The organism is Tardiphaga sp. 20_F10_N6_6 (assembly GCF_052076045.1).
GTDB classification, from domain to species: domain Bacteria; phylum Pseudomonadota; class Alphaproteobacteria; order Rhizobiales; family Xanthobacteraceae; genus Tardiphaga; species Tardiphaga robiniae.
Genome location: NZ_CP197239.1, coordinates 5,881,838 through 5,906,178, shown reverse-complemented (window position 1 = coordinate 5,906,178; position 24,341 = coordinate 5,881,838). Strand labels below are relative to the sequence as shown.

General features: G+C 62.7%; 20 protein-coding genes. 13 read left to right on the top strand and 7 right to left on the bottom strand.

What is annotated here, in order from left to right; translation table 11 throughout:
• Positions 1 to 785: 785 nt before the first annotated feature.
• From AB7813_RS28205 to AB7813_RS28195, 3 genes are all read right to left on the bottom strand, one after another.
• Positions 786 to 2,372, bottom strand: a complete 1,587-nt coding sequence (locus tag AB7813_RS28205) for an MFS transporter (protein WP_089268035.1) — start codon at positions 2,370 to 2,372, stop codon at positions 786 to 788.
• Positions 2,359 to 3,540 carry an HlyD family secretion protein gene (locus tag AB7813_RS28200; protein ID WP_439082859.1) on the bottom strand — a complete coding sequence of 394 codons (1,182 nt, stop codon included), beginning with the start codon at positions 3,538 to 3,540 and terminating at the stop codon, positions 2,359 to 2,361. Before AB7813_RS28200 ends, AB7813_RS28205 begins: the two co-directional genes overlap by 14 nt.
• 125 nt (positions 3,541 to 3,665) lie before the next feature.
• Positions 3,666 to 4,346: a MarR family winged helix-turn-helix transcriptional regulator gene (locus AB7813_RS28195; RefSeq protein ID WP_439082860.1), complete on the bottom strand. Its 681-nt coding sequence runs from the start codon at positions 4,344 to 4,346 to the stop codon at positions 3,666 to 3,668.
• A 143-nt stretch (positions 4,347 to 4,489) separates the two neighbouring features.
• On the opposite strand from AB7813_RS28195, the gene AB7813_RS28190 reads away from it, so the two are divergent.
• A complete protein-coding gene (locus tag AB7813_RS28190) occupies positions 4,490 to 5,071 on the top strand; it encodes an amino acid synthesis family protein (RefSeq protein ID WP_184514327.1) in 582 nt (193 codons plus the stop codon).
• 49 nt (positions 5,072 to 5,120) lie between these two features.
• Positions 5,121 to 6,320, top strand: coding sequence for an amidohydrolase family protein (locus AB7813_RS28185; RefSeq protein ID WP_439082861.1), 1,200 nt, complete (start codon positions 5,121 to 5,123; stop codon positions 6,318 to 6,320).
• Positions 6,321 to 6,567: 247 nt separating this feature from the next.
• On the opposite strand, the gene AB7813_RS28180 is transcribed toward AB7813_RS28185, so the two are convergent.
• Entirely contained in the window at positions 6,568 to 8,076 is a 1,509-nt protein-coding gene (locus tag AB7813_RS28180; RefSeq protein ID WP_439082862.1) for a 4-hydroxyphenylacetate 3-hydroxylase family protein, read from the bottom strand.
• A 187-nt stretch (positions 8,077 to 8,263) separates the two neighbouring features.
• Here AB7813_RS28180 and AB7813_RS28175 point away from each other — a divergent pair, with 187 nt between their 5' ends.
• The 6 genes from AB7813_RS28175 (at position 8,264) to AB7813_RS28150 (ending at position 13,870) form a co-directional block, all read left to right on the top strand.
• Positions 8,264 to 8,935, top strand: coding sequence for a MarR family winged helix-turn-helix transcriptional regulator (locus tag AB7813_RS28175; RefSeq protein ID WP_158596773.1), 672 nt, complete (start codon positions 8,264 to 8,266; stop codon positions 8,933 to 8,935).
• 448 nt (positions 8,936 to 9,383) lie between these two features.
• Entirely contained in the window at positions 9,384 to 10,610 is a 1,227-nt protein-coding gene (locus tag AB7813_RS28170; protein WP_170849727.1) for an ABC transporter substrate-binding protein, read from the top strand.
• An 89-nt stretch (positions 10,611 to 10,699) separates the two neighbouring features.
• Positions 10,700 to 11,578 carry a branched-chain amino acid ABC transporter permease gene (locus AB7813_RS28165; RefSeq protein ID WP_175366873.1) on the top strand — a complete coding sequence of 293 codons (879 nt, stop codon included), beginning with the start codon at positions 10,700 to 10,702 and terminating at the stop codon, positions 11,576 to 11,578.
• On the top strand, positions 11,578 to 12,414 hold the full coding sequence (locus AB7813_RS28160) for a branched-chain amino acid ABC transporter permease (RefSeq protein WP_175366874.1): 837 nt from the start codon (positions 11,578 to 11,580) through the stop codon (positions 12,412 to 12,414). The genes AB7813_RS28165 and AB7813_RS28160 overlap by 1 nt, the downstream gene beginning before the upstream one ends.
• Positions 12,411 to 13,163: an ABC transporter ATP-binding protein gene (locus AB7813_RS28155; RefSeq protein ID WP_439082863.1), complete on the top strand. Its 753-nt coding sequence runs from the start codon at positions 12,411 to 12,413 to the stop codon at positions 13,161 to 13,163. The genes AB7813_RS28160 and AB7813_RS28155 overlap by 4 nt, the downstream gene beginning before the upstream one ends.
• On the top strand, positions 13,163 to 13,870 hold the full coding sequence (locus AB7813_RS28150; protein WP_439082864.1) for an ABC transporter ATP-binding protein: 708 nt from the start codon (positions 13,163 to 13,165) through the stop codon (positions 13,868 to 13,870). The genes AB7813_RS28155 and AB7813_RS28150 overlap by 1 nt, the downstream gene beginning before the upstream one ends.
• A 152-nt stretch (positions 13,871 to 14,022) precedes the next feature.
• On the opposite strand, the gene AB7813_RS28145 is transcribed toward AB7813_RS28150, so the two are convergent.
• Together AB7813_RS28145 and hydA are read right to left on the bottom strand one after the other, a co-directional pair.
• Complete coding sequence (locus tag AB7813_RS28145) at positions 14,023 to 15,129, bottom strand: DSD1 family PLP-dependent enzyme (protein ID WP_439089091.1); 1,107 nt, start codon at positions 15,127 to 15,129, stop codon at positions 14,023 to 14,025.
• Between the two features lie 8 nt (positions 15,130 to 15,137).
• Positions 15,138 to 16,604, bottom strand: a complete 1,467-nt coding sequence (gene hydA / locus AB7813_RS28140; RefSeq protein ID WP_439082866.1) for a dihydropyrimidinase — start codon at positions 16,602 to 16,604, stop codon at positions 15,138 to 15,140.
• 99 nt (positions 16,605 to 16,703) lie between these two features.
• On the opposite strand from hydA, the gene AB7813_RS28135 reads away from it, so the two are divergent.
• Positions 16,704 to 17,363, top strand: a complete 660-nt coding sequence (locus AB7813_RS28135; protein WP_439082867.1) for an aspartate/glutamate racemase family protein — start codon at positions 16,704 to 16,706, stop codon at positions 17,361 to 17,363.
• A 251-nt stretch (positions 17,364 to 17,614) separates the two neighbouring features.
• On the opposite strand, the gene AB7813_RS28130 is transcribed toward AB7813_RS28135, so the two are convergent.
• The gene (locus AB7813_RS28130) at positions 17,615 to 18,544 is read right to left on the bottom strand and encodes an N-carbamoyl-D-amino-acid hydrolase (protein ID WP_439082868.1); all 930 of its coding nucleotides are present in this window, start codon (positions 18,542 to 18,544) and stop codon (positions 17,615 to 17,617) included.
• A gap of 212 nt (positions 18,545 to 18,756) precedes the next feature.
• On the opposite strand from AB7813_RS28130, the gene AB7813_RS28125 reads away from it, so the two are divergent.
• The 4 genes from AB7813_RS28125 (at position 18,757) to AB7813_RS28110 (ending at position 24,339) form a co-directional block, all read left to right on the top strand.
• A complete protein-coding gene (locus AB7813_RS28125; protein WP_184514310.1) occupies positions 18,757 to 19,299 on the top strand; it encodes a DUF4142 domain-containing protein in 543 nt (180 codons plus the stop codon).
• An 80-nt stretch (positions 19,300 to 19,379) separates the two neighbouring features.
• Positions 19,380 to 21,497 carry a catalase gene (locus AB7813_RS28120; RefSeq protein WP_439070568.1) on the top strand — a complete coding sequence of 706 codons (2,118 nt, stop codon included), beginning with the start codon at positions 19,380 to 19,382 and terminating at the stop codon, positions 21,495 to 21,497.
• Between the two features lie 226 nt (positions 21,498 to 21,723).
• Complete coding sequence (locus AB7813_RS28115; RefSeq protein ID WP_439082869.1) at positions 21,724 to 23,337, top strand: ABC transporter substrate-binding protein; 1,614 nt, start codon at positions 21,724 to 21,726, stop codon at positions 23,335 to 23,337.
• A gap of 24 nt (positions 23,338 to 23,361) precedes the next feature.
• On the top strand, positions 23,362 to 24,339 hold the full coding sequence (locus AB7813_RS28110; RefSeq protein ID WP_068738555.1) for an ABC transporter permease: 978 nt from the start codon (positions 23,362 to 23,364) through the stop codon (positions 24,337 to 24,339).
• Positions 24,340 to 24,341: the final 2 nt, after the last annotated feature.

Genomic DNA, 24,341 nt, shown 5'->3' with positions numbered 1-24,341 from the left:
GCGCGTCACGTTATTTCAGATTCAACTGTCAAACAGCCACTGCTCTTCAGACATGCGTCATCGCCCCCATTGTTTGCGGCGCGGGGGCGCCGTCGTCTGCTGCATTCCTTGCCCCTGTGAGAGGGCGTGCGGAACGCCAGGTGCCCGTTGCACCCTTGGGCCTGATGCGATGCGGTCTTCCGCAATCTAGTGTGCATCAGGACTTTCGGAGGCGCCGAGCAAGTGCCCGACGTTCCGCATGCGGTGTTTTTTCGGTTGCTTGCACTTTGCCTCGACGAACGCTCCGATCGCGAATTAAAGTCCCAAGGCGATGGGAAGGGAGCCTCAAGCGACTGGGCCGAACGCGTTTCGAGTTGGTCGTCCGTCACACTGTCCAGGGGTCTGTCCATCCCAAGGTCGGCCGTGTCCTTGCCAGTGGCAGTGCTGGCGCAGATCCGTCCTGCCCGAAGACGGACGTTCCCCCATGAACCGCGTGACGCCGCATCTCCGGCGTCCACCGCATCCTGCCCCGCGAACGTGACGATCGCGATCGCCCCTCTCGGTGGGGCAGGACGAATGGGAATATAAACCAGACCGGGATACTGTCAACGGGAGATAGGAAAAAATGTTTGGGCGCTGTCTTCCCGCCCCACACTGTCATTCCGGGGCGACTGCGCGCCTTCGCGCAGGCGAACCCGGAATCCCAGCATGTTCAGCGCAAAACAGTCCGAGATTCCGGGTTCGTGCTCTGCCGGCTTCGCCGGCGACGCACGCCCCGGAATGACGAGTGAGGTCGCCTCGTCCCCTCACCCCCGCGGCTTCGGCGTGAACGGTCCCTTCGGCGCGTTGCCGATCAACGACACGACGATCAGCGCTGCCATCGCGAACCAGAAGGTGAGCCAGAAGCCGTCGATATAGGCCAGGGTATTGGCCTCGCGCTGCACGAGGCTTGCGAGCGTGCCGATGCCGCGGGCCTGAGCAAGGCCCTCGCCATGGCTGGCGAAGCGGCCGGTGAGTTTGGCAAGAATGCCGACGACATCGGCATCGCCGCTGGCGACATGCTGGCCGAGCAGATTCGAATGGATCTGCTCGCGCACGCGCAGCCAGGTGCCCATCAACGCGATGCCGATCTCGGCACCGCCGAGTCGGAAGACCTGGATATAGGCCGCAAAGGCGGTGGCGCGCGACGGATCGGAATTCGACAGTGCGATGATCACGATGGGCAGCAGCGTGAAGCTCTGCCCAAGCGACTGCAACATCACCATCGGGATGAAATCGCCAAGCGCCCATTCATGGGTGAGCTGCGTGCCCAGGAGGGCGGCGGCGGCGAATGCCGCAAGGCCAATGATCAGCGTCAACTTCACGTCGTAGTAGCGAATGAGCCAGATCGACAGCGGCACCAGCACGATCATCGGCACGACGGCATAGAGCAGAAACAACATGCCGGACTGCTCCGGCCGCAACAGCGCGATGTTGGTGAGAAAATTCGGCGCCAACGATGAATTGGACAGGCTGGTCATGGTGTAGAGAATGATCGTCAGCAGCGCGAGACCGATATTGCGCGACAGCAGCACCTCGGCATGCGCCCATGGCCGTTTGACCACCGACTCATTGATGAAGAAGCCGACGGTCAGGACCGTGCCGCCGCCAAGCAGCGCCACCACGGTACCCGAACCCAGCCAGTCCAGCCGGTTGCCCTGATCGAGCCCGGCATAGATCATCGCCATGCCGGTGCCGAGCAAGAGCATGCCGCCCCAATCCGCCTCGCACAGCACGAAGCGGTTGATCGGCTCGCGCGGTGTGCCGAGCCAGACGAACAGCGCCAGCAGCGGCGCGATGATGACATCCTGCCAGAACATCCATTGCCAGCCGATGTGGCTGACATAGAAGCCGACCAGCGCGGTGCCGGAATTGAGCGAGAAGCCGACGCGAATGGAATAGATCGCAATGGCCGGTAGCCACCACTTCATCGGCAGATTGCGAAAGATGATCAGCAGCGTTGCCGGCACGAAGGTGCCAAGCAGCATGCCGTGCACGATGTTCAGCACCAGCAGCAGATTGTAGTCGCGCACCAGCGGGATCACCAGCGAGATCGCCGCATAGACTAGGGCAGGAATGCCGAGCACGCGGCGCAGCCCGAACACGGTGGCCATCCAGGCCACCGCCGGCGCGATGAAGATCTGCGACGCGGTTCCGGCGGTGGAGAGCCACGCGCCTTCGTCGAAACTCAGCCCCAGCGCCCCGCGCAGATCGGCGAGGCCGATGGAGAAGATACGCGTATCGAAATTGGCGAGGAACGCGCCGAGCAGCACTGCCCCGACCGCAAAGATCGGATGGTGCGAAACGCCCCCGGTCGAGACCGGGCCGCTTTCGATGACCTTACTTTCCGCCATTGCCGGCCGCCGGCGCGTCGGTGTTGATGCTGGCGGTTACCGACATGCCCGGCAGCAACCGGTCGAGCAGCGGCTGTCCCTTGTCGAGCGTGATGCGGACCGGTACGCGCTGCACGACCTTGGTGAAATTTCCGGTGGCGTTATCCGGCGGCAGCAAGGCGAATTGCGATCCCGATGCCGGCGAGACCCGCTCGACGCGGCCGCGCAGCGTCTCCGCCGAGAATGTATCGACGACGATGTCCACGGGTTGGCCGGGCTTCACGCGCGTGAGCTGCGTTTCCTTGAAATTGGCGATCACATAGACGTCGGGCAGCGGCACGATGCTGATCAGGCTGGAGCCGATATTGACATAATCGCCCGGCTGCACCTGGCGCTCGCTGACCACGCCATCGAAGGGCGCGACGATCTTCGTATAGCTCAGGCGTAGCCTCGCGGCATCGAGCGTCGCCTTGGCGCCGAGCAGGTCGGCGGCCCGCTGTTTGCGCGTGCCGGCGAGAACTTCGAGCTGATGTTTTTGCGCAGCGATCACCGCGCCGCTTGCCTTCACGTCGGCCTGTGCCTTGGCATAGGCGGCAGTCGCCTGTTCGAAGCGCTGCCGCGTGCCGGCTTCGGTCTGCGTCAGCGAAGCCTGACGTTCCCGCTCCTGCTGCGCCTGCACTTCCATCGCCTGCGCCGACACGCGCTGCGCCTCGGCCTGCGCGATGGTGGCGTATTGCAGCTCGACCTGGTTGGCGAGATTGTCCAGCGCCGCCTGCGCACCGGCGACGCCGGCTTCGGCTTGCGCTACCTGCGCCTCGTAATCCGCGGGATCGATCTGGATCAGCAGATCGCCGGCTTTGACGTGCTGGAAGTCGTTCACCGGCACGGCTTTCACGGCACCGGCCACGCGGCTCGACAGCCGCGTTGTCTGCGCGCGGATATAGGCATCGTTGGTGGTTTGCACCGCGCGGTTGCCCATCCAGATGTCCCAGCGGGTGGTGGCCAGAACGATGAAGACAACCGCGGCAGCAACGGCTAGCAGCGGAATCGCAAGACGACGCCACGCCTGCTGTGCTGGCGTCAACGCCGCAGGCTGTGCGGGCGGTTGCGCAGCCGGTTGCGCAGGTGTCGGCGCAACAGGTTGTGACGGCGCCGGTTGCGGCGTTGGGGATGCATCAAGCTGGGACATGTCTTCCTCGCAGCGACTGAGTGACATTATGTCTCATGTCGTCGCACCCGATTCAATCGCCCGATATCGGCAATCCATACCGGTGCCGCAGCATTCGGGTTCGATTCGTACCAAAGACCGCAGATTTATATCTTTTTGCGGCGTGCCGGTTTGTCGCCGCCATCAGATGGCGCCGGAGTATCCAGACCACGCGGCTGCAGATAGCGTTGCAGCGCAATGGCACGCTCGCTGGATTCGACGAGTCGCTCGACGCTCCCCAGCAATTGATGAAATTCGTCCGCGTTGAGACAATCGAATTGCACGTCGTTGACCTGACGCTGCGTCGGATTGAGGCTTGCGAGCAGCGCATCGCCGGCCTGTGTCACCATGAGACGCAGACGCCGGCGATCGGCGGGATCGACGAGCTTGTCGAGCAATCCCATCTGCTGCAGCTTGTTGGACACCGTGGTGACGAAAGCGCCGCTGAGATGCAGATGCGCTGCGAGTTCGCGCACGCTGACGTCGCCTTCAGCGGCCAGATATTTGACCGAGATCAGCACGGTGTATTCGATCCCGGCCAAGCCGATCGCGGCGGCATGCCCCTCACGCACGGTCTCGTGACGCGCGAGGAACGCCAGCAATGTGTGCACGAGTTGCCGGAATGCATGATCGGAGCCATCGACCAGCAGCGCCTTGCGCGAGGTGGTCAGCGCCGGGGCCGGAAGTTTGGCCTTGAGCGCGGTTTTGGCTCCCGTCTTCACCGCGGGCTTTTCGGATTTACGCAGTGCCGTCGTCTTGGAGAGCGGCGCAACCTTGGAACGAGACATACCGCTTCCCAGTGAACGATCCACTACAGGATTGGCTGGCGCCCCCTGCTTCGTCAAGCGATTCTGCATACCTTCTTAACGAAGCTATTGATCAAATGCATTTACTGGGTCAGGATCGGCGCCAAATCTGACGGGAGAACATCATGAAACTCGATATCAGGCGCCTGCTCTGCTTCACCGACCACAAGGAGGTCGAGGCCGGCCACCGGCATGACCAGCCGCTGCGCCGCGTCGCCGCCGTGGCCATCGTCGCCAATCCCTATGCCGGACGCTATGTCGAAGACCTCGCCGAGGCAATTGCCGCCAGCGTCGATGTCGGCGCCGTGCTGGCGAAGCTCGCCGTCGAGGCGATGGGATCGTACAAGGTGGAGAGCTACGGCAAAGGCGGCGTCGTTGGCCTCGGCGGCGAACTCGAACATGCCAATGCGATGCTGACCACGACTTTCGCGACGCCGCTGCGCGAGGCCGTGGGCGGCGCCGAAGCGTGGATCCCCTCTTTCACCAAGCTCGCCGCTCCCGGCTGCCTGATCGACGTTCCCCTGGCGCACAAGGACGCGCTCTATGTCCGCTCGCATTATGACGGCGTCTCGGTGACGCTGCCACCCGATGCGCCGGCGGCTGATGAAGTTGCGCTGATCGTCTGTCTCGCCAATCGTGGGCGGCTCAATGCGCGGGTCGGCGGGTTGAATGCGAGGGATATCGGCGGCAAGGACGGCTTGCGCTAGGCTGCGGCTTTGTGCGGCCTTGGACGGCCTTGAGATTGCGGAGACGGGTATGAAAACGGCCATCGTCAATATCGGCACCATCGTCACCGGTGATCTCAAGGCGCCGTTCGCCGACGGCGACGGCATGCTGATGCAGGACGGGCGCATCAGCGCGATCGGCACGCTGTCCTCGGACCAGGTGTCATCGGCCGATGTGGTGATCGACGCCGCCGGCACCACGGCGATTCCCGGTCTGATCGACAGCCATGTGCACATCACTTTTGGCGATTATACGCCGAGGCAGCGCGTGGTCGGCTATCTCGAAAGCTACGTGCATGGCGGCACGACCACGTCGATCACCGCGTCCGAAGTGCACGTCCCCGGACGTCCCAAGGATCCTGCCGGCGTCAAGGCGCTGGCGCTGGCGGCGCGCGCCTGTTTCCTCGACTATCGCCCCGGCGGCATGCGCGTGCATGCCGGCTCGATCATCCTCGAGCCGGGACTGACAGAGGCCGATCTGGAAGAACTGGTGAAGGCCGGCTTGTGGCTTGCCAAGGCCGGCTTCGGCGCATTCGAGACACCATTCGACTATGCGCCCTTGATGCTCGCCGCACGCAAGCTCGGCATGGTCACCACCATGCATACCGGCGGCTCATCGATCCCCGGCTCGTCCGGCATCTGGGCCGAACACGTGCTGAAATCGAATCCGAGCGTGTCGTTTCACGTCAATGGCGGACCGGTGGCGATGCCGGAAGCCGGCTTTGCGCGGCTGGTGAATGAAAGCGACATCGCGCTGCAGCTCTGCACCGCCGGCAATCTTCGCACCGCGCTGCTGACGGCGAAGCTGCTCGACGAAGCCAAACAACCGGAGCGGCTGCTGATCGCGACGGATACGCCGACCGGCAGCGGGATCATGCCGCTCGGCATGTTCTACACCATCAGCCATCTCGCCAGCCTGGGCGGCATGCCGCCCGAACAGGCGATCGCGGCGGCGACGGGGAATAATGCAACGGTCTATCGGCTCAACAACGGTTTCCTGAAGGCCGGTAGGGATGCCGACGTGGTGCTGATCGACGCTTGCGCCGGCGGCTCGCAGGACGATGCACTATCGGCGCTTGTGAATGGCGATGTGCCGGCAGTCAGCGCCGTGATCACCGACGGCGTGCCGCGCTTCGTCGGCCGCAGCCGCAATACGCCGGCGGGGATGCGGAATGTGCGCGTGGCAGAGACGAGATTGCCGCGGGATTTCTCGGGCGCGGCGGCGCATTGATCGGGATTGCAGAGAAGCAGCGGCACGCACGGTAGGCTCCCTCTCCCCGCATCTTGCACGGGGAGAGGGGTGGCGTGAGGGGCGAGGCACAAGACCCGCCGCATTTGATCCCTCACACATCGGCACGTTCTCCGAACTGCGCATACTGCGCTTGCGTTGAACTCCGAGAATGGCCCCTCACCCGCCGCGAAGACGCGGCGACCTCTCCCCGTAAAGGACGGGGAGAGGTTAAGGAAGCGACTGCGCTTTAGTTGCTGTCCTTGAACTCCGGCAGATCATATTTCGCCGTCATCTTCTCCGCCATGCCCGCCGCGCGCTCCCAGTCATAGGTGCGGTAGCTATGGCCGCGGGTGACAAACTGGGCGCCGGCATAGAACATCTCATATTGCAGATGGCGCGAGGCGAATTCGGAGCCGACGGCGTCCCAGGTCAGCTTCAGCAGCTTGACGCGGTCCTGGCCCGACATCGCCGGCGAGATCTGGGTCAGTCCGATAATGTCCGCGATTTCCGGATTGCTGAAATCATCCACCGAGGACGGCAGCATCAAGAGCGCACCACCGGCAAGTTCGCGGATGGCGCTGATGATCTGCGGATACATCTCCTGCGACTGCACCTGCGCCGCATAGAGCAGATGCTTGTTGGGGAGGAAATAGTCGCCGCGCATCGCGCCGCCGGCTTCCATGCCGAGCACCATGCCCTCGATCAGCGCGGCCTGCGATGCGAGCTTGCCGAGCGTCTCCATGACAGGCGGGAAATTGATCGTGCCGATAGTCTTGGCGATGCCGCGCGCGAGGCCGACCAGGAAACGCAGCTTTACCGACAGGCGGATCTGCGCCTGATAGTTCTGGTAGACATGGGCCGGTGTGTCATGGAGCTGGGCGCGGCACATGTCGGTGTTGCGGAGCAGGAACACGCGCTCCCACGGCACTTTCACGTCGTCGAAGAACACCAGTGCGTCGTTCTCGTCATAGCGATAGGCCAGCGGATTGTCGTATTCGTTCGGCGCATGGGCCTCGAACGATTTCCGCGACAGCATCTTGAGGCCCTTGGTCCCCATCGGCAGCGCGCAGGAGAACGCCAGATGCTCCTCGCCCGGCCGCAGCGGCTGGCCGGAGCCGACGAAGATCTCGTTGGCCATGATGGCTGACGTGGCGAACAGTTTTGCGCCGCGGATGGTGATGCCCGATGAATCCTCGTCGACGATGCGCGCCACCATGTCCTGAGCATTCTTGCCCTGATCGCCGAACGCTTTGGAGCGGTCGCCCTGCACGTTGTTGATCACATAGGTCAGGAACAGGTCGCTCTTGCGGGCGTAGTCGTACCAGTCGCGAAACGCCTGCGCGCGTTTCGGATCGTAATTGTCGAACACCTCGATGCCCATCATCATGCCGGACATGGATGACGCCACGTGATCGGGCGAGCGGCCGAGGAAGCCGCCGGACAGTTCAGCCCATTCCACCAGCGCCTTGCGACGCTCGACCAGTTCCGCGTAGCTGGTCGGCAATTGCCAGGCGCGATTGACGCGGCGACCACCGCCGACATCGAAGGTCATACGTTCGATATTTGCGCGATCGGCCTGATAGTCGTAGAGCGCGCCGGCCGAGGCGACCGCATGGCGATAGGCCGGATGGGTCGAGACGTCATCGACCTTCTTGCCGTCGAGATAGACCGCACGGCCGTCGCGCACAGCGGCGACATGCTGGGCGCCAGTCTTGACGCCGGCAACTGCCGCCCCGGATCCAAATGCCTTGTTCATCACTTTTCTCCGTCACCTGCTGCCGGCCGCGCGCCGGTCATCCCTATTAATAGCTATCATCCGAAGCTATTTTGAATCCGTTGTCAAGCGGACCTGTGGCATTCGCACACTTGCATCATTCGTCGCGATTGCAATTACCGCGCGAAGCCGCCAAGCTCGGGCAAGTTTTGATACATGGGATCATCACGTGGCCAAATCCGCAGCGCGCTCCACTTCGATCGGCAAATCAGTTGGCAAGGAGATCAGCAAGAAGCCTGCCACAGGCCGGCCGGCGTCCCGCGCTGCATTGACGGTCTCCCGTCCGGAGCTGCTGGTGGACGGTTCGGACGCCCAGTTCCGCCGCCTCGTCCACAGCCTGTTCGGCTTTCTGGTCCGCCACCAGACCTTGCGCGAAGGTCACGCCGCCGTCATCGGCCTCGCCGGCATCGAATACACGACCTTGATTTCGATCCGGCATCTGTCGGCGCAAGGCGACGTCCATGTGCGCGCCGTCGCCGATCACCTGCATCTGAGCGGCGCCTTCGTCACCACGGTGACCAACAAGCTCGAAACCAAAGGGCTGATCACCAAGACCTCGCACACCGGCGACCGCCGCCGCATCAGCCTCGTGGTGACGCCGCATGGCGCCGAATTGCTGGAGCGGCTCGCGCCGACTCAAGCGCAGGTTAACGACGTGCAGTTCGGTTGCCTCGGCACCCGGGAATTCCACCAATTGCTGGACATGGTGCAGCGGCTCGTCGATTCCAGCGACCGCGCCATTGCGTTGCAGCGTTATCTGGCCGACACCAATGTGAAGCAGCTCTCGCCCGAGGCCCAATCGATCGCCGTCGCCAAGCGCGGCAAGCCGCGCAAGGGCTGAATCTGGCCTGCAATCTGACCTGCGTCAGGACCGGCGGTTGCACCCGGCCAAGGCCCCGGGGGATAGCCACAGCCCGCGTCGCCATTGCTGCGACAAAACGGCGCCCGTGCGCGCAGCCCCTGCCCGCCCAAGGGCGACGCGGGAATCAGCCGCGACGCGCCCGCAACACCAAACACCCGTGAAACAGGCAATTGCGCGCATTCCCGCCAGCTTCGAATTGCTGCATTTCCGGGCCGCACTGCCGCATAAATTAGCTTCTTAAGAGAACTATTTTATAAAGATACTCAGAATGACGATTGTCAAAGCCTGAAATTTATTGGACGATCCAACCAACGCTGTCATTCCGCTGTCACAGCTGGCGATGGCACATGGCGTGCATAGAAATCTTTATCTGGATTATGCTGCGGATCACTGCAGCAAAAGCATCAGCAGAAGAGGACGATCGTCGATGTCACGGATCAAATCGAATTTGCCGCGCGTATTGGGCACAGTTGCCGCCGTCACGCTTTCCGCCATGGTTGGCGGTCAGGCATGGGCGCAGGAAATCGCCATCGGTGCGGTGGTGCCGAGCTCCGGTCCGTTCGCCGAGTGGGGCCGCAGCAACACCGTCACGCTGAAGATGCTGGAACAGCAGACCAACGATGCCGGCGGCATCAATGGCGCCAAGCTGAAGATCACCATCCTCGACGACGCCGCCAAGCCGGCGCAGGCCGCAAGCTCGCTGCGCAAGCTGGCCGGCGACGAGAAGGTTCTCGCCGTGGCCGGTCCGCTGACCTCCAGCGCCGCCGAAGTGACGTTCCCGGTCGCCAATGAAATGAAGGTGGTCTCCACCTCGCAGGCCTCCTCGAAGCCAGGCGTGGCGAAGCTCAACCGTCCGTGGGCTTTCCGTAACACCATCGACGAAGGCGTGCTCGCCAAGACCACCGTGCCTTTCTACAAGAAGGCCTTCAACATCAAGACCGTCGCCGTGATCTTCGACGCCAAGGACGCCACGGCGTCCACCGTCGGCAAAGTGATCATGCCTGCCGTGCTGAAGGCCAATGACATCATTGTCGCCAACGAGAACGATCTGCTGTCGTTCAACACCGGCGACCTCGACGTGTCCGCACAGGTCACCAAGCTGAAAGCCCTGAATCCCGACGGCGTTGTCGTCAGCGCCGATTACAGCCAGGCCATCACCGTGCTGCGCGAAATGAAGCGCCAGGGTCTGATCAAGCCAGTCGTCGGCGCCACCCAGTTGATCTCGTCGGCGATTCTCAAGGCTGCGCCGGAAATCCCGGTGATCGCGCCCGCGACCTTCTACGCCACGATGACGGGCCCGGCACCCGAGAAATTCACGGCCACCCTGACGCCGCTGCTGCGCAAGGAATCCGGCCTGCCGAAGGACATCGAGCCCTCGATGTATGACGCCAACATCTACGAGATCGTCTCGATGTATATCGACGCGATCAAGAAGACTGGCGTCACCGGCAAGCCGGCCGATCTCGAAGCCGACCGCACCAAGATCCGCGATCACCTAGCCAAGCTCGAAGGCTTCGCCGGTCTGGGCGGCCCGATCGGCTTCAATGACGACGGCGATGCGATCAAGGCCTTCTACGTGCTGCAGGGCCAGAACGGCGCCTGGGACACCAAGGTCAAGGGTTGCAGCTCGGCGCCCGGGCACCCGGCCTGCTGATCTCTCGCATTATCCACGCCGCTGCGGCCGGGAAGTCCTCCCGGCCGCAGTCATGATGACGACCACCTGATTTAACGATTGCGATTCCCATGCTGATACAGCAACTCGTCAACGGCCTGACGCTCGGAGCGGTCTATACGCTGCTGGCGCTGTCGTTCTCGCTCGTGATGGGCATTCTCGGCATTCTCAATCTCGCGATTGCCGAACTCTTCATGATCGGCGGCTATCTCGGTTTCACGCTGATCACCGCAGGCTTCCCGCTTCCGGTCGCCGTGCTCGGCGGCATGCTCGGCGCAGCCGTGATCGCCATCGCCATCGAGAAGATCGGCTACCAGCCGCTGCGCGACGCGCCGCTGGTGACGCCGATGCTGTCGACGCTGGGTTTCTCGATCATCCTGCAGAACGTCGCCACCAACATCTGGGGCTCGGATCCTGCCCAGCTCCCCGACGAGTATTTCGGCAAGCAATATGCGTTCGGCCCGGTCAATATCGGCGAGATGCAGCTGATCGTCCTCGTCGCCACCGTCGTGCTGGTCGCACTGGTTGCCTATATCGTGCAGAAGACCCCGATGGGCCGCGCGCTGCGCGCCGTCGCCGAGAACCGCGAAGTCGCAAGAATCCTGGGCGTCTCCGCTGACCGCCTGACCATGCTGGCCTTCATCCTATCGGGCTCGCTTGCCGGTGTCGCCGGCGTGCTGATCGCCCTGCATTACGGCACCATCACGCCCTATCTCGGCGTCGAGATCGGCCTCAAGGCTATCGCCGTGATGGTGATCGGCGGCACCCGCCAGATCTGGGGCGCGCTGGTCGCGGGTCCCTTGATCGGCATCGCCGAAGTGTTGACCGTCGCTTACGGCGGCTCGCAGGTGCGCGACTTCGTCGTCTATGGCTTCATGATTTTGATTTTGTTGCTGCGTCCACAGGGCCTACTCGGCGGCGCGCGATCCGATCAGGGGCAGCGCGTCTGATGTCGACCTATTACGCAAGCCTGCTCGCCGAGTCCGGCATTCTCCTGCTCGGCGCACTCAGCGTCTATATCATCCTCGCCACCGGCCAGCTCTCGCTCGGCAATGGCGCCTTCATGGGAATCGGCGCGTATCTGTCGTCGTATCTCACCGTCGCGCTGAACGTACCGCTGACGCTGGCCCTGGTGATCTCGGCCATCGCCGCCGGCATCATCGGCGCCATCGTCGCCTTCCCTGCTTTGAGGTTGAAAGGCATCTATCTCGCCATGGCCACCGTCGGCTTCGGCGAAATGGTGCGCAGCTTCTTCCTCAATTTCGACGCCATGGGCGGCTCCGGCGGCTATCGCGGCATGCAGCACATCTCGGTCGGCTATGTCTGGCTGTGGGCCGGCGGCATCCTGATCGCCGTGATGCTGCTGGAGCGCTCGCGCGTCTGGCTGGAAATGCAGGCTGTCCATGATGACGAGACGGCCGCGGGCCTGATCGGACTCAACACCACCGTGACCAAGATCGGCGCCTTCGGTGTCGGCGCCGCCGTGGCCGCGATCTCCGGCGGATTGTTCGCGCATCACAATGTCTATATCGAGCCGGCGAATTTCGGCTTCGATCGCTCGATCGAATTCGTGCTGGCCGTGATCCTCGGCGGCTCCACCGTCGGACCGGGCTCGCTGGTCGGTTCATTGCTGCTGGTGTTCCTGCCTGAATTCCTCCGCCCGATCGCCGACTGGCGGCTCGCTGCCTTCGGCACGCTGCTGATCGTCGTGCTGCTGGTACGGCGTCAGGGCATTCTCGATCGTTCACTGATCCGAACGCTTACCTTCCGGAGGGCTGCGGCATGAGCGACGCGCTGCTTCAACTCACCGGCGTCACCAAGACGTTCGGCGGCATCCACGCCCTGTCCGGCATGGTTTGCGAAGTGCCGGAAGGCAAGATCGTCGGCGTGATCGGCCCGAACGGCGCCGGCAAGACGACTTTGTTCAACACCATCACCGGCGCCTATCGCGCCGATGCCGGCGAAGTCAAACTCAAGGGCGTCGACGTCACGCAGTGGCCGTCCTATCGCATCGTGCGCGAGGGCATCGCCCGCACCTTCCAGAACATCCGGCTGTTCGGCAGCATGACAGTCTGGGAACATCTGCTGGTGGCGCAGCCGCATAGCGAAAGCGCGTGGCGGCGTCTGCTGCCGATCTCCTGGGCCAATCCGGCGGCGCAGGAACGCGCCGAGGAAGTGATGGCGTTCTTCGGCCTCACCGAACTGCGCGACCGCCCAGCGAAATCCCTGCCCTACGGCATCCAGCGCAAGGTGGAGATGGCGCGCGCCGTCACCGCCAGGCCGAAGCTGCTGCTGCTGGATGAACCCGTCGCCGGCATGAACCACGACGAGGCCGAGGAAATCCGCGCGCTGATGATCCGGCTCCGCGACACCGGCCTCACCATTCTCCTGATCGAACACGACATGAATTTCGTGATGCGGCTCTGCGACTATCTCTATGTGCTCGATTTCGGCGTGCTGATCGCCGAAGGCAGACCGGAAGAAGTGCGCGCCAATCCCGTCGTCCTCGACGCCTATCTCGGAAAGGACTCGTGATGCTCACGATCCGGGGCTTGCAGGTCCGCTACGGCGCCATCACCGCCGTGCGCGGCGTCGATCTCGACATCAAGCAGGGCGAGATCGTCGCGCTGCTCGGCGCCAATGGCGCCGGCAAGAGCACGATTGCGCGGTCCATTGCAGGACTGCTGCCATTCCAGGGCGACATCACCTATCAGGGCGAGAAGCTCGTGCCGAATGCCGCCGAGAAGAATCTCCGCCGTGGCATCGCGCTGGTGCCGGAAGGCCGCGGCATTCTCGCGCGCATGACGGTCCATGAAAATCTGCTGATGGGTATCTACACGCGCCCGGACAAGGCCGAGGCGATGGCCGATGTCGGCCGGATGCTCGAGCGCTTTCCGATTCTCGGCAAGCGCCGCGACGGTCTCGCCAGTCTGTTGTCGGGCGGCGAACAGCAGATGCTGGCTATCGGGCGTGCACTGCTGTCGAAGCCAAAGCTGCTGCTGCTCGACGAGCCCTCGCTCGGCCTCGCGCCTCTGATGACCGATACGCTGTTCAAGATGATTGCGCAGTTTCGTGACGAAGGCCTGACCGTACTGCTGGTGGAGCAGAAGGCGCGCCAGACGCTGAAGATCGTGGACAGGGCCTATCTGCTGGAGACCGGGCGTGTGGTGACCTCAGGCACGGCGCAGGCGTTGATCAATGATCCGACGGTGTCGGATGCGTTTTTGGGCGGGGCGCATTGAGGATGGTGTCGTCCCCGCGCAGGCGGGGACCCATAGCCTCCAGCGATCTGGTCGAAACACGACCGCTGCTTCTATGCCGCTTCTCTTACACTGACCGTGGATATGGGTCCCCGCCTTCGCGGGGACGACAGCGGAGAGGTCGTCGCGTTCAACTACGCCCCATACCGCGCCATCACCGGCCAAGTCTCCACGCCGTTGTTATGCCCGACCACATGATACGCCGCATGCAAATTCACCGTCGGATCGCAATGCGTCGTCAGCAGCAATACGCGGCTGCCGAGTTTCGGCGCTTCCGCGCCTGATGGCATCGTGATCATACCATGTTCGTCGCCGCCGAAGCGATAGGTCGACCCTTCCGGCACACCTAACATCAGCGACGGCACCGGGCCGTTGAAGGCCATCGCCTTGACGCCGGCATCGACGGTGAATTCGCCTGCACGATTCACCGACGTGACCGTCGCGAGAATGAACAGACTTGGATCGTAAGGCAGCGCACCACCCTCGTGCTCCAACTTGCCGTAGTCGGAATCCATGAAGACATAAGAGCCGACCTGCAGCTCCGTATAGGTGCCCGTGACATCATAGGCGCAGGCGCCCGTGCCACTTCCGGTGACGATCTCCGCCTTGATGCCGGCCTCCGTCAGCACATGCAGATGCTCGTCGAGCATGGCGCGCACGCGCCCAGCGCCTGCCCTGCGCTCCCCGGAGTCGATCATGTGCTGCACATGACCCGCAAAACCCTGGATGCCACCGAATGTCATGCCCGGCGTGGCTTGGATCAATCGCGCCAGCGCGAGCGTCGATGCCGTATCGACCACACCGGTGCGGCGCTGGCCGACATCGATATCGATCAGCACCTGCAGCGGACGACTGCCCGCATCGAGCAATTCGTGCAGAACATGAATCTGGTCGGCGTGATCGACGACGATGCTGATATCGGATTGATCGGCGACAGCGGCGAGACGCGCGAGCTTCGGCCGATCGGCGACAGGTGTCGTCAGCAGCAGACCTGTGATGCCGGCCTGCGCGAAAGCCTCGATCTCGGCCACCGTCGCGCAGGAGATTCCGACAGCGCCGGCTTCGATCTGCAACTGCGCGATACGTGTCGATTTATGAGTCTTGGCATGCGGGCGCAGCGCAACGCCATTCGCTTTGGCGAACTCGGCCATGGCGGTGATGTTGCGCTGAAGAGCAGAGGCGTCCAGCACCAGCGCAGGCGTCTGGATATCTGCGAAGGCCGGCAGATTGGGATCGAGCATGTTTGGCATCACAGCAACTTCGCACCAAAGTTCTTCGCCGGGTCCATTTCGGAAGCGAGCTTGCCCGATGGCGTCGCGGCCCTGCCGCCCTCGCGCAGCATCAAGCGTCCCTCGCCCGGCTTGCTGGTGAAGGTGTCGCCATCGACCAGTACACGGCCGCGCAACAGGACCTTCTCGGGCCAGCCTGTGACCGTGCGGCCAGAGAACGGCGAGAAACCGGTGAGATCGTGCATCATCTCATCCGTAAGCGTCACCTTGCGGACGGGATCCCAGATCGCAATGTCGGCATCGTTGCCGATGGCAATGGAGCCCTTCTTCGGCAGATTGTAGATCTGCGCCGGCGCGGTCGATGTCAGCTCGACGAATTTAGACAGGCCGAGGCGCCCCTTCGACACCATGGCGTCGAACAGCAGCGGCAGGCGAACTTCGAGGCCCGGCAGACCGTTGGCGACCTGCTTGAAGGTCGGATTCGGGCCGGCGCGGAGCTTGCCGGTCTCGTCATAGCGATAGGGCGCGTGGTCCGACGAGATCAGTTGCAGATCGCCGAGCGCCAGCGCGTGCCACAGCGCCTCCTGATCGTCCGTGGTGCGCGCCGGCGGGCTGCACATCCACTTCGCGCCTTCGGCGCCGGGCTTGTCCATGTCCTCGGCGGTCAAGAACAGATATTGCGGGCAGGTCTCGGCGAAAATCTTGACGCCGCGGCCGCGCGCCTCGCGGATCACCGCGGCGCCCTCGCGGGTCGAGACGTGGAAGATCATCACCGGCTGGTCGAGCAATTCGCTGAACGCGATCAGCCGCGTGAAGGCTTCGGATTCCGACACGCGCGCATGGCTGACGGCGTGATATTTCGGCGCGGTGTAGCCCTTGTCAATCAGGCGCTTCACCATCCAGGCGATGACGCCGTGGTTCTCGGCGTGAACGCAGACCAGCGCTTTGGCTTCGCGCGCTGCAGCGAGGATATCCAGCAGCTTCTCGTCGTCGACCTTGAGCCGGTCATAGGTCATGAAGATCTTGATAGAGGAATGGCCTTCCCTGACCAGCGCCGGAATATCCTCGGCGATGACCTTCTCGGTGACGTCGGAGACGATGATGTGGAAGGCGTAGTCGATCATTGCGCCCTTCTTCGCCAGCGCCGTGTAATCGGTGACGACCTCGTGCACATCCATGCCAACATGCTGGGCGGCGAAAGAAATCACGCTGGTGGTGCCGCCAAAGGCCGCGGACCGCGTCGCGCTCTCGAAGGTGTCGGCATTCATGATGCCGGCGGCGGAGAGTTGTTCGATATGGGCATGGGCATCGACGCCGCCCGGCAGAACCAGCTTGCCTGTTGCATCGATCTCCGTCTTGCCGGCTGCAAGCCCGCTGCCCAGTGCCACGATGGTCTCACCGGTAATACCGACATCGGCGGCAAACACATCGCTCGATGTGGCGACGGTGCCACCGCGGATTACGAGGTCGTAGACGGGATCGGACAAGGGCAGAACTCCAAGGATGAGATCAGATATGCGAACATTTTACAGGCTTTGACGGTCGGCACTTTCCGGTAATACTGCTGTCCTGACAAGGAGCCGAATATGCAGCCCCGCAAGAAGATTCTGGTGGTCAATCCGAACAGCAACCCGCAGGTGACGCGCAACCTCGCGGAGGCGTTGCAACCGGTGATGTTCGAGGCCGGGCCCGAGATCGAATGCGTCACGCTGGCGGAAGGACCATTGGGCGTGCAGACGCAGGCCGATCTCGAAAGCGTCACGATACCGCTGAGCCGGCTGGTGGCCGCAGACAATTCGGCCGATGCCTTCGTCATCGCCTGCTATTCCGATCCCGGCCTGCATGTGTGCCGCGAGGCGACGCAGCGCCCTGTCTTCGGCATCGCCGAATCCGGCGTGCTGACCGCGCTGTCACGCGGCGACCGCTTCGGCGTCATCGCAGTGGCGCAGGGCTCGATCGGCCGGCACATGCGTTATCTCCGCCAGATGTGCCTGATGGATCGCTTCGCCGGCGAACGACCGCTCAACATGAGTGTGGCGGAAGCGGCTTCCGGCGATGACGTGCTCGCGAAGATGATCAAGGTCGGCCGCCAGTTGAAGGACGAGGACGGCGCCAATGCCGTAGTGATGGGCTGCGCGGGCATGTCGCGTCATCGCAGCGCGCTCGAGGATGCGCTCGGCATTCCGGTGATCGATCCGACCCAGGCTGCGGTGAGCATGGCCATTGGCACGGTGATGTTTCAGTAGCGGATTTCACTCCGGCGGGAATGCGCTCCCTCTCCCCGCACTGCGCGGGGAGAGGGTCGGGGTGAGGGGCGAGGCACGAACTCAGCCTTAACTCTACAGCAAGTGAACTGCTCGACGATCGATACGAGAATCCGACATTAACGCGACTGCGGTGAACCGCCCCTCACCCGCCGCGAAGACGCGGCGACCTCTCCCCGCGCAAAGCGGGGAGAGGTTAGGTCAGCGCTTCTCGTCGATTTAAGAGCGTCGCCTCACTCCGGCGGCAGAACCACGCCCGTCTGGCTGGTGATCCGGCCATAATGCTCGATGCGCCGGTGGCGCTTGAAGTCGAAGATGGTGTCCTTGCCGAACTTCGTGTCGTCGAGATCGACGGTGCAGACCAGCAGCTCATCGCCTTCAGTTTTGGCTTCGGCGAGAATGACGCCGTTGGGATCGACGATCAGTGAGCCGCCGATCAGGGGATGACCGTCTTCATCGCCGGCCTTGGCGACGGCGACCACGAAGGTCGAGTTCTGATAGGCGCCGGCCTGCACCGACAGGCGGTTGTGGAACAGGCGCTGCTCCGGGCCCTCGACCGACTTCTGCGAATTCACCGACGGCGTGTTGTAGCCGAGCACGATCATCTCGACGCCCTGCAAGCCCATCACGCGATAGGATTCCGGCCAGCGGCGGTCGTTGCACACCATCATCCCGAAGATGCCGTCCAAAGCGCGGAAGACGGGGAAGCCGAGATCGCCCGGTTCGAAATAGCGCTTTTCCAGATGCTGGAACGCACGCTCGGTGTCGAATTCGACATGTCCGGGCAGATGCACCTTGCGATATTTGCCGACGATCTTGCCGGTCTTGTCGGTGAGGATCTGGGTGTTGAAGTGATGGCCGTCGGGCGTCAGTTCGGCGTAGCCGATTGACAGCGCGATACCGGCCTTGGCGGCGGCGTCGAACAGCGGCTGCGTCGCAGCGTTCGGCATTTCCGACTCGAACCAGGTGTCGACCTCCTTCTGGTCGGTCATGTACCAGCGCGGGAAGAAGGTGGTCAGCGCCAACTCCGGATAGACGATCAGATCGGCGCCCTTCCCTTTGGCTTCGTCCAGCAGCGCCAGCATGCGCTTGACCACGGCCTCGCGGCTTTCGGCTTTCTGAATTGGGCCCAGTTGGGCAGCGGCGACGGTAAGCTTACGCATAAAATTATCCGGGTTCGAGTTGCGTGCGGTTTGTACCAGAACCGAAAGCAATGATCGAGCCAACACGAGGCCCTTCCGGCACGGTTGGGACCGGGCGGCCCAGACAGGCCTGATCCGGGCCTTCGCCCCCATGACTCATTTGGTCCGGAACACAACACGATTGATCCGGTTGTGCTGACACCTGATGCCCTCGTCCAAACAGTGGAAAAATCATGAAACGCCGCACCCTCATTGCCGCGAGCCTGTTGCTCGTGTCCTCCGCCCTCGCCCCAGCCGTTTACGCACAGTCCGTCGGCGAAAAGACGGGCGTCAATTCCGTTCTCGGTGTCAGCCCGAGCACCCCTGATTTCGTCAAGCAGGTCGCGATCAGCGACATGTTCGAGATCCAGTCCAACACGCTGGCGGAAAGCAAGGGAAATGCCGCCGAGAAATCCTTTGCAGCCATGATGGTGAAAGATCACACCAAGACCAGCACCGAGCTGAAGGCGATGGTCAGCAGCGGCAAGGTTAAGGCCGAACTTCCGGCAGCGCTCGACAGCGCGCATCAAAGTAAGCTCGACAAGTTGAAGGAACAAAGCGGAGCTGACTTCAGCAAGAACTTCAATTCGATCCAGGTCGACGCCCACAAGGACGCGGTTGATCTGTTCGAGCGCTACGCCAAAAGCGGCGACAATGCCGAATTGAAGGACTGGGCAGGAAAGACGCTGCCGGCGCTGAAGCATCACCTCGAAATGGCGCAGAACCTCGGCAAGTAGCGCCTGCCCAACGCCGAACTCCCTGAGGCCCGCGAACGCAATCGCGGGCCCTTCTCCCGGTAACTTCTGCGAGACATCCCATGGCTAAATCATCGACGCCCAAGAGCGACACCACCAATGTAACGATTCACGATCAGACACTTGTTCGCGGTGAAGGCGGCGAACTCCATCAGATCGCCGGACCAGATGACGCGTTGCTGACGACGGCCCAGGGCGGCCCGGTTTTCGACGATCAAAACTCGCTCAAGGCCGGATCGCGCGGACCGACATTGCTCGAGGATTTTCACTTTCGTGAAAAGATCTTCCATTTCGATCACGAACGGATTCCCGAACGCGTGGTCCATGCACGCGGCTATGCCGCGCACGGCTTCTTCGAAAATTACGGTTCACTGGCCAAGCATACCCGCGCAGATCTGTTTCAGCGCGCAGGCGAGCGAACCCCCGCCTTCGTTCGATTCTCGACGGTCGCGGGCAGCAAGGGCTCGTTCGACCTCGCACGCGACGTGCGCGGCTTTGCCGTCAAACTCTATACCCAAGAGGGCAACTGGGACCTGGTCGGCAACAACATCCCGGTGTTCTTCATCCAGGATGCAATCAAGTTTCCCGATCTGGTTCATGCCGTGAAGGAAGAGCCCGACAGCGCCTTCCCTCAGGCGCAGTCGGCGCATGACAACTTCTGGGATTTCATTTCGCTGACGCCCGAAAGCATGCACATGGTCATGTGGCAGATGTCGGACCGAACGATTCCCCGCTCTTTCCGCTTCATGGAGGGGTTCGGCGTCCATACGTTCCGCTTCGTAAACGCCAAGGACGAATCGACCTTCGTCAAATTCCACTGGAAGCCGAAGCTCGGTCTGCAATCGGTGCTGTGGAACGAGGCCGTCAAGATCAACGGCGCCGATCCGGATTTTCATCGCCGCGACTTGTGGAGCGCTATCCAGTCCGGCGACTATCCCGAATGGGAGCTGCGGGTGCAGCTGTTCAACAACGAGTTTGCTGACAAATTCGATTTCGACGTGCTCGACCCCACCAAGATCATCCCCGAAGAACTCGTGCCCCCGATCGCTATCGGCCGTCTGGTGCTGGACCGCATGCCGGACAATTTCTTTGCTGAGACCGAGCAGGTCGCGTTCATGACGCAGAATGTTCCGCCCGGCATCGACTTCACCAATGACCCGCTGCTGCAAGGCCGCAACTTCTCCTATCTGGATACACAGCTGAAGCGACTCGGCAGTCCGAACTTCACCCATATCCCGATCAATGCTCCGAAATGTCCGTTCGGACATTTCCAGCAGGACGGGCACATGGCCATGCGCAACCCGGTCGGTCGCGTCAACTACCAGCCAAATTCGTTCGGCGTAGGCCCGCGCGAGTCAACCGCCAAAGGCTTCAAGACATTTGCTGACATAGAGCAAGGCGCGAAGCGTCGGCTGCGCGCGGAGAGCTTTGCGGATCACTACAGCCAGGCACGGCAGTTCTTCATCAGCCAGACCAGGGGCGAGCAACACCATATTGCCGCAGCGCTGACTTTCGAATTGAGCAAAGTGAAGACACCGGTAATCCGCGAGCGCATGGTCGCGCATCTCCTGAACATAGATGAAGGACTGGCCAACAGGGTCGGCACCATGCTGGGTCTTCCGACGATGCCGAAGCCTGCTGACGCGGCGATGCCCACGCGGCAGGATCTGGCGGAGTCGCCAGCGCTCAGCATTGTCGCAAATGGCCCGCAGCGTTTCGAGGGCCGCAAGCTCGGCATCCTCGTCACCGACGGGGTCGATGCCAAACTGCTTGCCGCTCTGCAAGGCGCGGTGACGGAGGCCGGCGCAACATACGAGATCATTGCGCCAAAGGTGAACGGGGTTGAAGCCAGCGATGGCAGCCTGGTCGCCGCCGACCAGATGATCGATGGTGGCCCGTCCGTTCTCTATGACGCAGTCGCCTTGCTCCCGGCGGAAGCCGGAATCGACGACCTCTTGCAGGAATCAACCGCCCGCGACTTCGTCACCGACGCCTTTGCCCACTGCAAGTTTATCGGACATTCCGAGGCCGCCGAGCGGTTGTTCGCCAAAGTGGGAATCGCGGACGACCTCGATGAAGGCGTCGTTGCGCTGGGCAGCGCCGACGACGTGGCGGGCTTCATGGACAAGCTGGCCAAGCTGCGGCTCTGGAGCCGCGAACCGAGCGTCAAGATGCGCTGAAACGTGCAGTTGCCCGCCCTGTGTGCGGGCCGGCATAACTTTTGAGCAAAGCTTTCAGATCGAAGCAATGGCGCGGCATTTTATGCTGCGCCATTGCTATGTCTTGCAAGAATTCTCTGAGCCGCCGCAGCATTAGGGAATGACTTGGCCGCCGGTTATGCCCTAGGTTGCGCGGGCTATGCGCTGGTTCCATCTGCGCAGGCACGACGCAGGAGACTTCGACACCATGACCCGCCTGGAAATGACCCGCCGCACGGCGCTGCTGACCTCCGCCGCCATTGCCGCCAATGTCGCGAACCCGCTGCGCGCCTTCGCGCAGGAAACGCCCCGCAAGGGCGGCGTGTTCAATGTCCATTACGGTGCAGAACAGCGTCAGCTCAACCCCAGCATTCAGGCCTCCACCGGCGTCTACATCATCGGCGGCAAGATCCAGGAAGCGCTGGTCGATCTAGACGCCAATGGCCAGCCGGTCGGCGTGCTCGCGGAGAGCTGGGAATCCACGCCGGACGGCAAGACCATCACCTTCAAGTTGCGTAAGGGCGTGACCTGGCACGACGGCAAGCCATTCACCTCCGCCGACGTCCAGTTCACCGCCATGAACATGTGGAAGAAGATCCTCAATTACGGATCGACCCTGCAGCTGTTCCTCACCGCCGTGGAAACGCCGGACGCACAGACCGCGATCTTCAAATATGAGCGGCCGATGCCGCTCGGCCTGCTCCTGCGCGCGCTGCCGGACCTCGGCTATATCTCCGCCAAGCACCTCTATGAAGGCAGCAGCGACATCCGCCAGAACCCCACCAACCTCGCCCCGGTCGGCACCGGCCCGTTCAAATTCGTCAAATATGAGCGCGGCCAATACATCATCGCGGAGCGCAACGAGAATTACTGGCGCCCGAATGCGCCCTATCTCGACCGTATCGTCTGGAAGGTCGTCACCGACCGCGCCGCGGCCGCCGCCCAGATGGAAGCCGGCGACATCCAGTACAGCCCGTTCACGGGTCTCACGATTTCCGACACGGCACGGCTCTCCAAGGACAAGCGCTTCATCGTCTCCACCAAGGGCAATGAAGGCAACGCGCGCACCAACACCATCGAGTTCAACTTCCGCCGCAAGGAGCTGGCGGATATCCGCGTCCGCCGCGCCATTGCGCACGCGATCAATGTGCCGTTCTTCATCGAGAATTTCCTCGGCGATTTCGCCAAGCTCGGCACCGGCCCGATCCCCTCGGTCTCCACCGACTTCTATCCGGGCCCCGATACGCCGCAATATGCCTATGACAAGAAGAAGGCGATCGCGCTGCTCGACGAGGCCGGCTTCAAGGCAGGCAGCGGCGGTACCCGCTTCTCGCTGCGCCTGCTGCCCGCGCCATGGGGCGAGGACATCTCGCTGTGGGCGACCTTCATTCAGCAGTCGCTGGGCGAAGTCGGCATTCCCGTCGAGATCGTCCGCAACGATGGCGGCGGCTTCCTGAAGCAGGTCTATGACGACCACGCCTTCGACCTCTCAACCGGCTGGCACCAGTATCGCAACGATCCCGCCGTCTCGACCACGGTCTGGTATCGCTCCGGCCAGCCGAAGGGCGCGCCCTGGACCAACCAATGGGACTGGAAGAACGACGCCATCGACAAGGTGATCGACGACGCGGCCACCGAGATCGATCCGGTCAAGCGCAAGGCGCTCTATGCGACCTTCGTCAAGGAAGCCAACACCGAACTGCCGGTGTGGATGCCGATCGAACAGATCTTCGTCACGGTGATTACGGCCAAGGCGCGTAACCATTCCAACACGCCGCGCTGGGGATCGTCGAGCTGGCACGATCTTTGGCTTTCCGCCTGAGCCAAACTTCGCCACAATAGCCAGATGCGCATCCTGAGCCTTGCGGGGCGGCGGCTCGCCGCCTCGATACCCACATTATTCCTGATCCTGATCGGCGTGTTCCTGCTGCTGCAATTCGCACCGGGAGACACCGTCGATGCCATGATGGCGCAGATGGGCGGCGGCGATGCCGCGACCGCGCGCGAGCTGCGCAAGTTCTATGGGCTCGACCTTTCGATCCCGATGCAGCTCGGCAACTATCTGTGGCGACTGATCCGGCTCGATCTCGGTTTCTCCTCGATCTACGGCAAGCCGGTGGCGACCGTGATCCTCGAACGTCTCCCGCCGACGATCCTGCTGATGACAGCGTCGCTGTCCTTTGCGTTTTTCTTCGGCCTGCTGCTTGGTGTCATCGCCGCACGCGGCGTCAACAAGTGGCCGGACACGCTGATCTCCACCCTCGGCCTCGTCTTCTACGCGACGCCGTCGTTCTGGTTCGGCCTGATGGCCATCGTGGTGTTCTCGATCTATCTGCAATGGCTGCCCGCTGGCGGCTTCGAGGATATCGGTGCCGCACAGACCGGATTTGGCCGCACCATCGATATCGCGCTGCATCTGATCCTGCCGACGCTGACGCTGGGCCTGATCTTCCTCGCCATCTATCTGCGCATCATGCGTGCCTCGATGCTGGAAGTGCTCAACCTCGATTTCGTGCGCACCGCGCGCGCCAAGGGACTCGACGAGACCCGGGTGGTGGTGAAGCATGTGCTACGCAACGCCCTGCTGCCGATGGTAACGCTGATCGGCCTGCAGGCCGGCACCATGCTCGGCGGCTCGGTCGTGGTCGAAAGCGTATTCTCCCTGCCCGGCCTCGGACGGCTGGCTTATGAGTCTGTCGTGCAGCGCGATCTGAACACGCTGCTCGGCATCGTCTTCGTCTCGGCGCTTCTCGTGATCCTCGTCAACTTCCTCGTCGACCTTCTCTATGCGCGGCTCGATCCGCGTATCCAGGCGGAGGCGTGAGA

What these genes read in the sequence shown, in the direction of transcription:
- AB7813_RS28165 (WP_175366873.1), top strand. Translation starts at nt 10,700, where the DNA reads ATGCTGATACAGCAACTCGTCAACGGCCTGACGCTCGGAGCGGTCTAT.
- AB7813_RS28185 (WP_439082861.1), top strand. Translation starts at nt 5,121, where the DNA reads ATGAAAACGGCCATCGTCAATATCGGCACCATCGTCACCGGTGATCTC.
- AB7813_RS28195 (WP_439082860.1), bottom strand. Translation starts at nt 4,346, where the DNA reads ATGTCTCGTTCCAAGGTTGCGCCGCTCTCCAAGACGACGGCACTGCGT.
- AB7813_RS28205 (WP_089268035.1), bottom strand. Translation starts at nt 2,372, where the DNA reads ATGGCGGAAAGTAAGGTCATCGAAAGCGGCCCGGTCTCGACCGGGGGC.
- AB7813_RS28135 (WP_439082867.1), top strand. Translation starts at nt 16,704, where the DNA reads ATGCAGCCCCGCAAGAAGATTCTGGTGGTCAATCCGAACAGCAACCCG.
- AB7813_RS28155 (WP_439082863.1), top strand. Translation starts at nt 12,411, where the DNA reads ATGAGCGACGCGCTGCTTCAACTCACCGGCGTCACCAAGACGTTCGGC.
- AB7813_RS28110 (WP_068738555.1), top strand. Translation starts at nt 23,362, where the DNA reads ATGCGCATCCTGAGCCTTGCGGGGCGGCGGCTCGCCGCCTCGATACCC.
- AB7813_RS28180 (WP_439082862.1), bottom strand. Translation starts at nt 8,076, where the DNA reads ATGAACAAGGCATTTGGATCCGGGGCGGCAGTTGCCGGCGTCAAGACT.
- AB7813_RS28190 (WP_184514327.1), top strand. Translation starts at nt 4,490, where the DNA reads ATGAAACTCGATATCAGGCGCCTGCTCTGCTTCACCGACCACAAGGAG.
- AB7813_RS28170 (WP_170849727.1), top strand. Translation starts at nt 9,384, where the DNA reads ATGTCACGGATCAAATCGAATTTGCCGCGCGTATTGGGCACAGTTGCC.
- AB7813_RS28145 (WP_439089091.1), bottom strand. Translation starts at nt 15,129, where the DNA reads ATGCTCGATCCCAATCTGCCGGCCTTCGCAGATATCCAGACGCCTGCG.
- AB7813_RS28125 (WP_184514310.1), top strand. Translation starts at nt 18,757, where the DNA reads ATGAAACGCCGCACCCTCATTGCCGCGAGCCTGTTGCTCGTGTCCTCC.
- AB7813_RS28115 (WP_439082869.1), top strand. Translation starts at nt 21,724, where the DNA reads ATGACCCGCCTGGAAATGACCCGCCGCACGGCGCTGCTGACCTCCGCC.
- AB7813_RS28130 (WP_439082868.1), bottom strand. Translation starts at nt 18,544, where the DNA reads ATGCGTAAGCTTACCGTCGCCGCTGCCCAACTGGGCCCAATTCAGAAA.
- AB7813_RS28120 (WP_439070568.1), top strand. Translation starts at nt 19,380, where the DNA reads ATGGCTAAATCATCGACGCCCAAGAGCGACACCACCAATGTAACGATT.
- AB7813_RS28150 (WP_439082864.1), top strand. Translation starts at nt 13,163, where the DNA reads ATGCTCACGATCCGGGGCTTGCAGGTCCGCTACGGCGCCATCACCGCC.
- AB7813_RS28200 (WP_439082859.1), bottom strand. Translation starts at nt 3,540, where the DNA reads ATGTCCCAGCTTGATGCATCCCCAACGCCGCAACCGGCGCCGTCACAA.
- AB7813_RS28160 (WP_175366874.1), top strand. Translation starts at nt 11,578, where the DNA reads ATGTCGACCTATTACGCAAGCCTGCTCGCCGAGTCCGGCATTCTCCTG.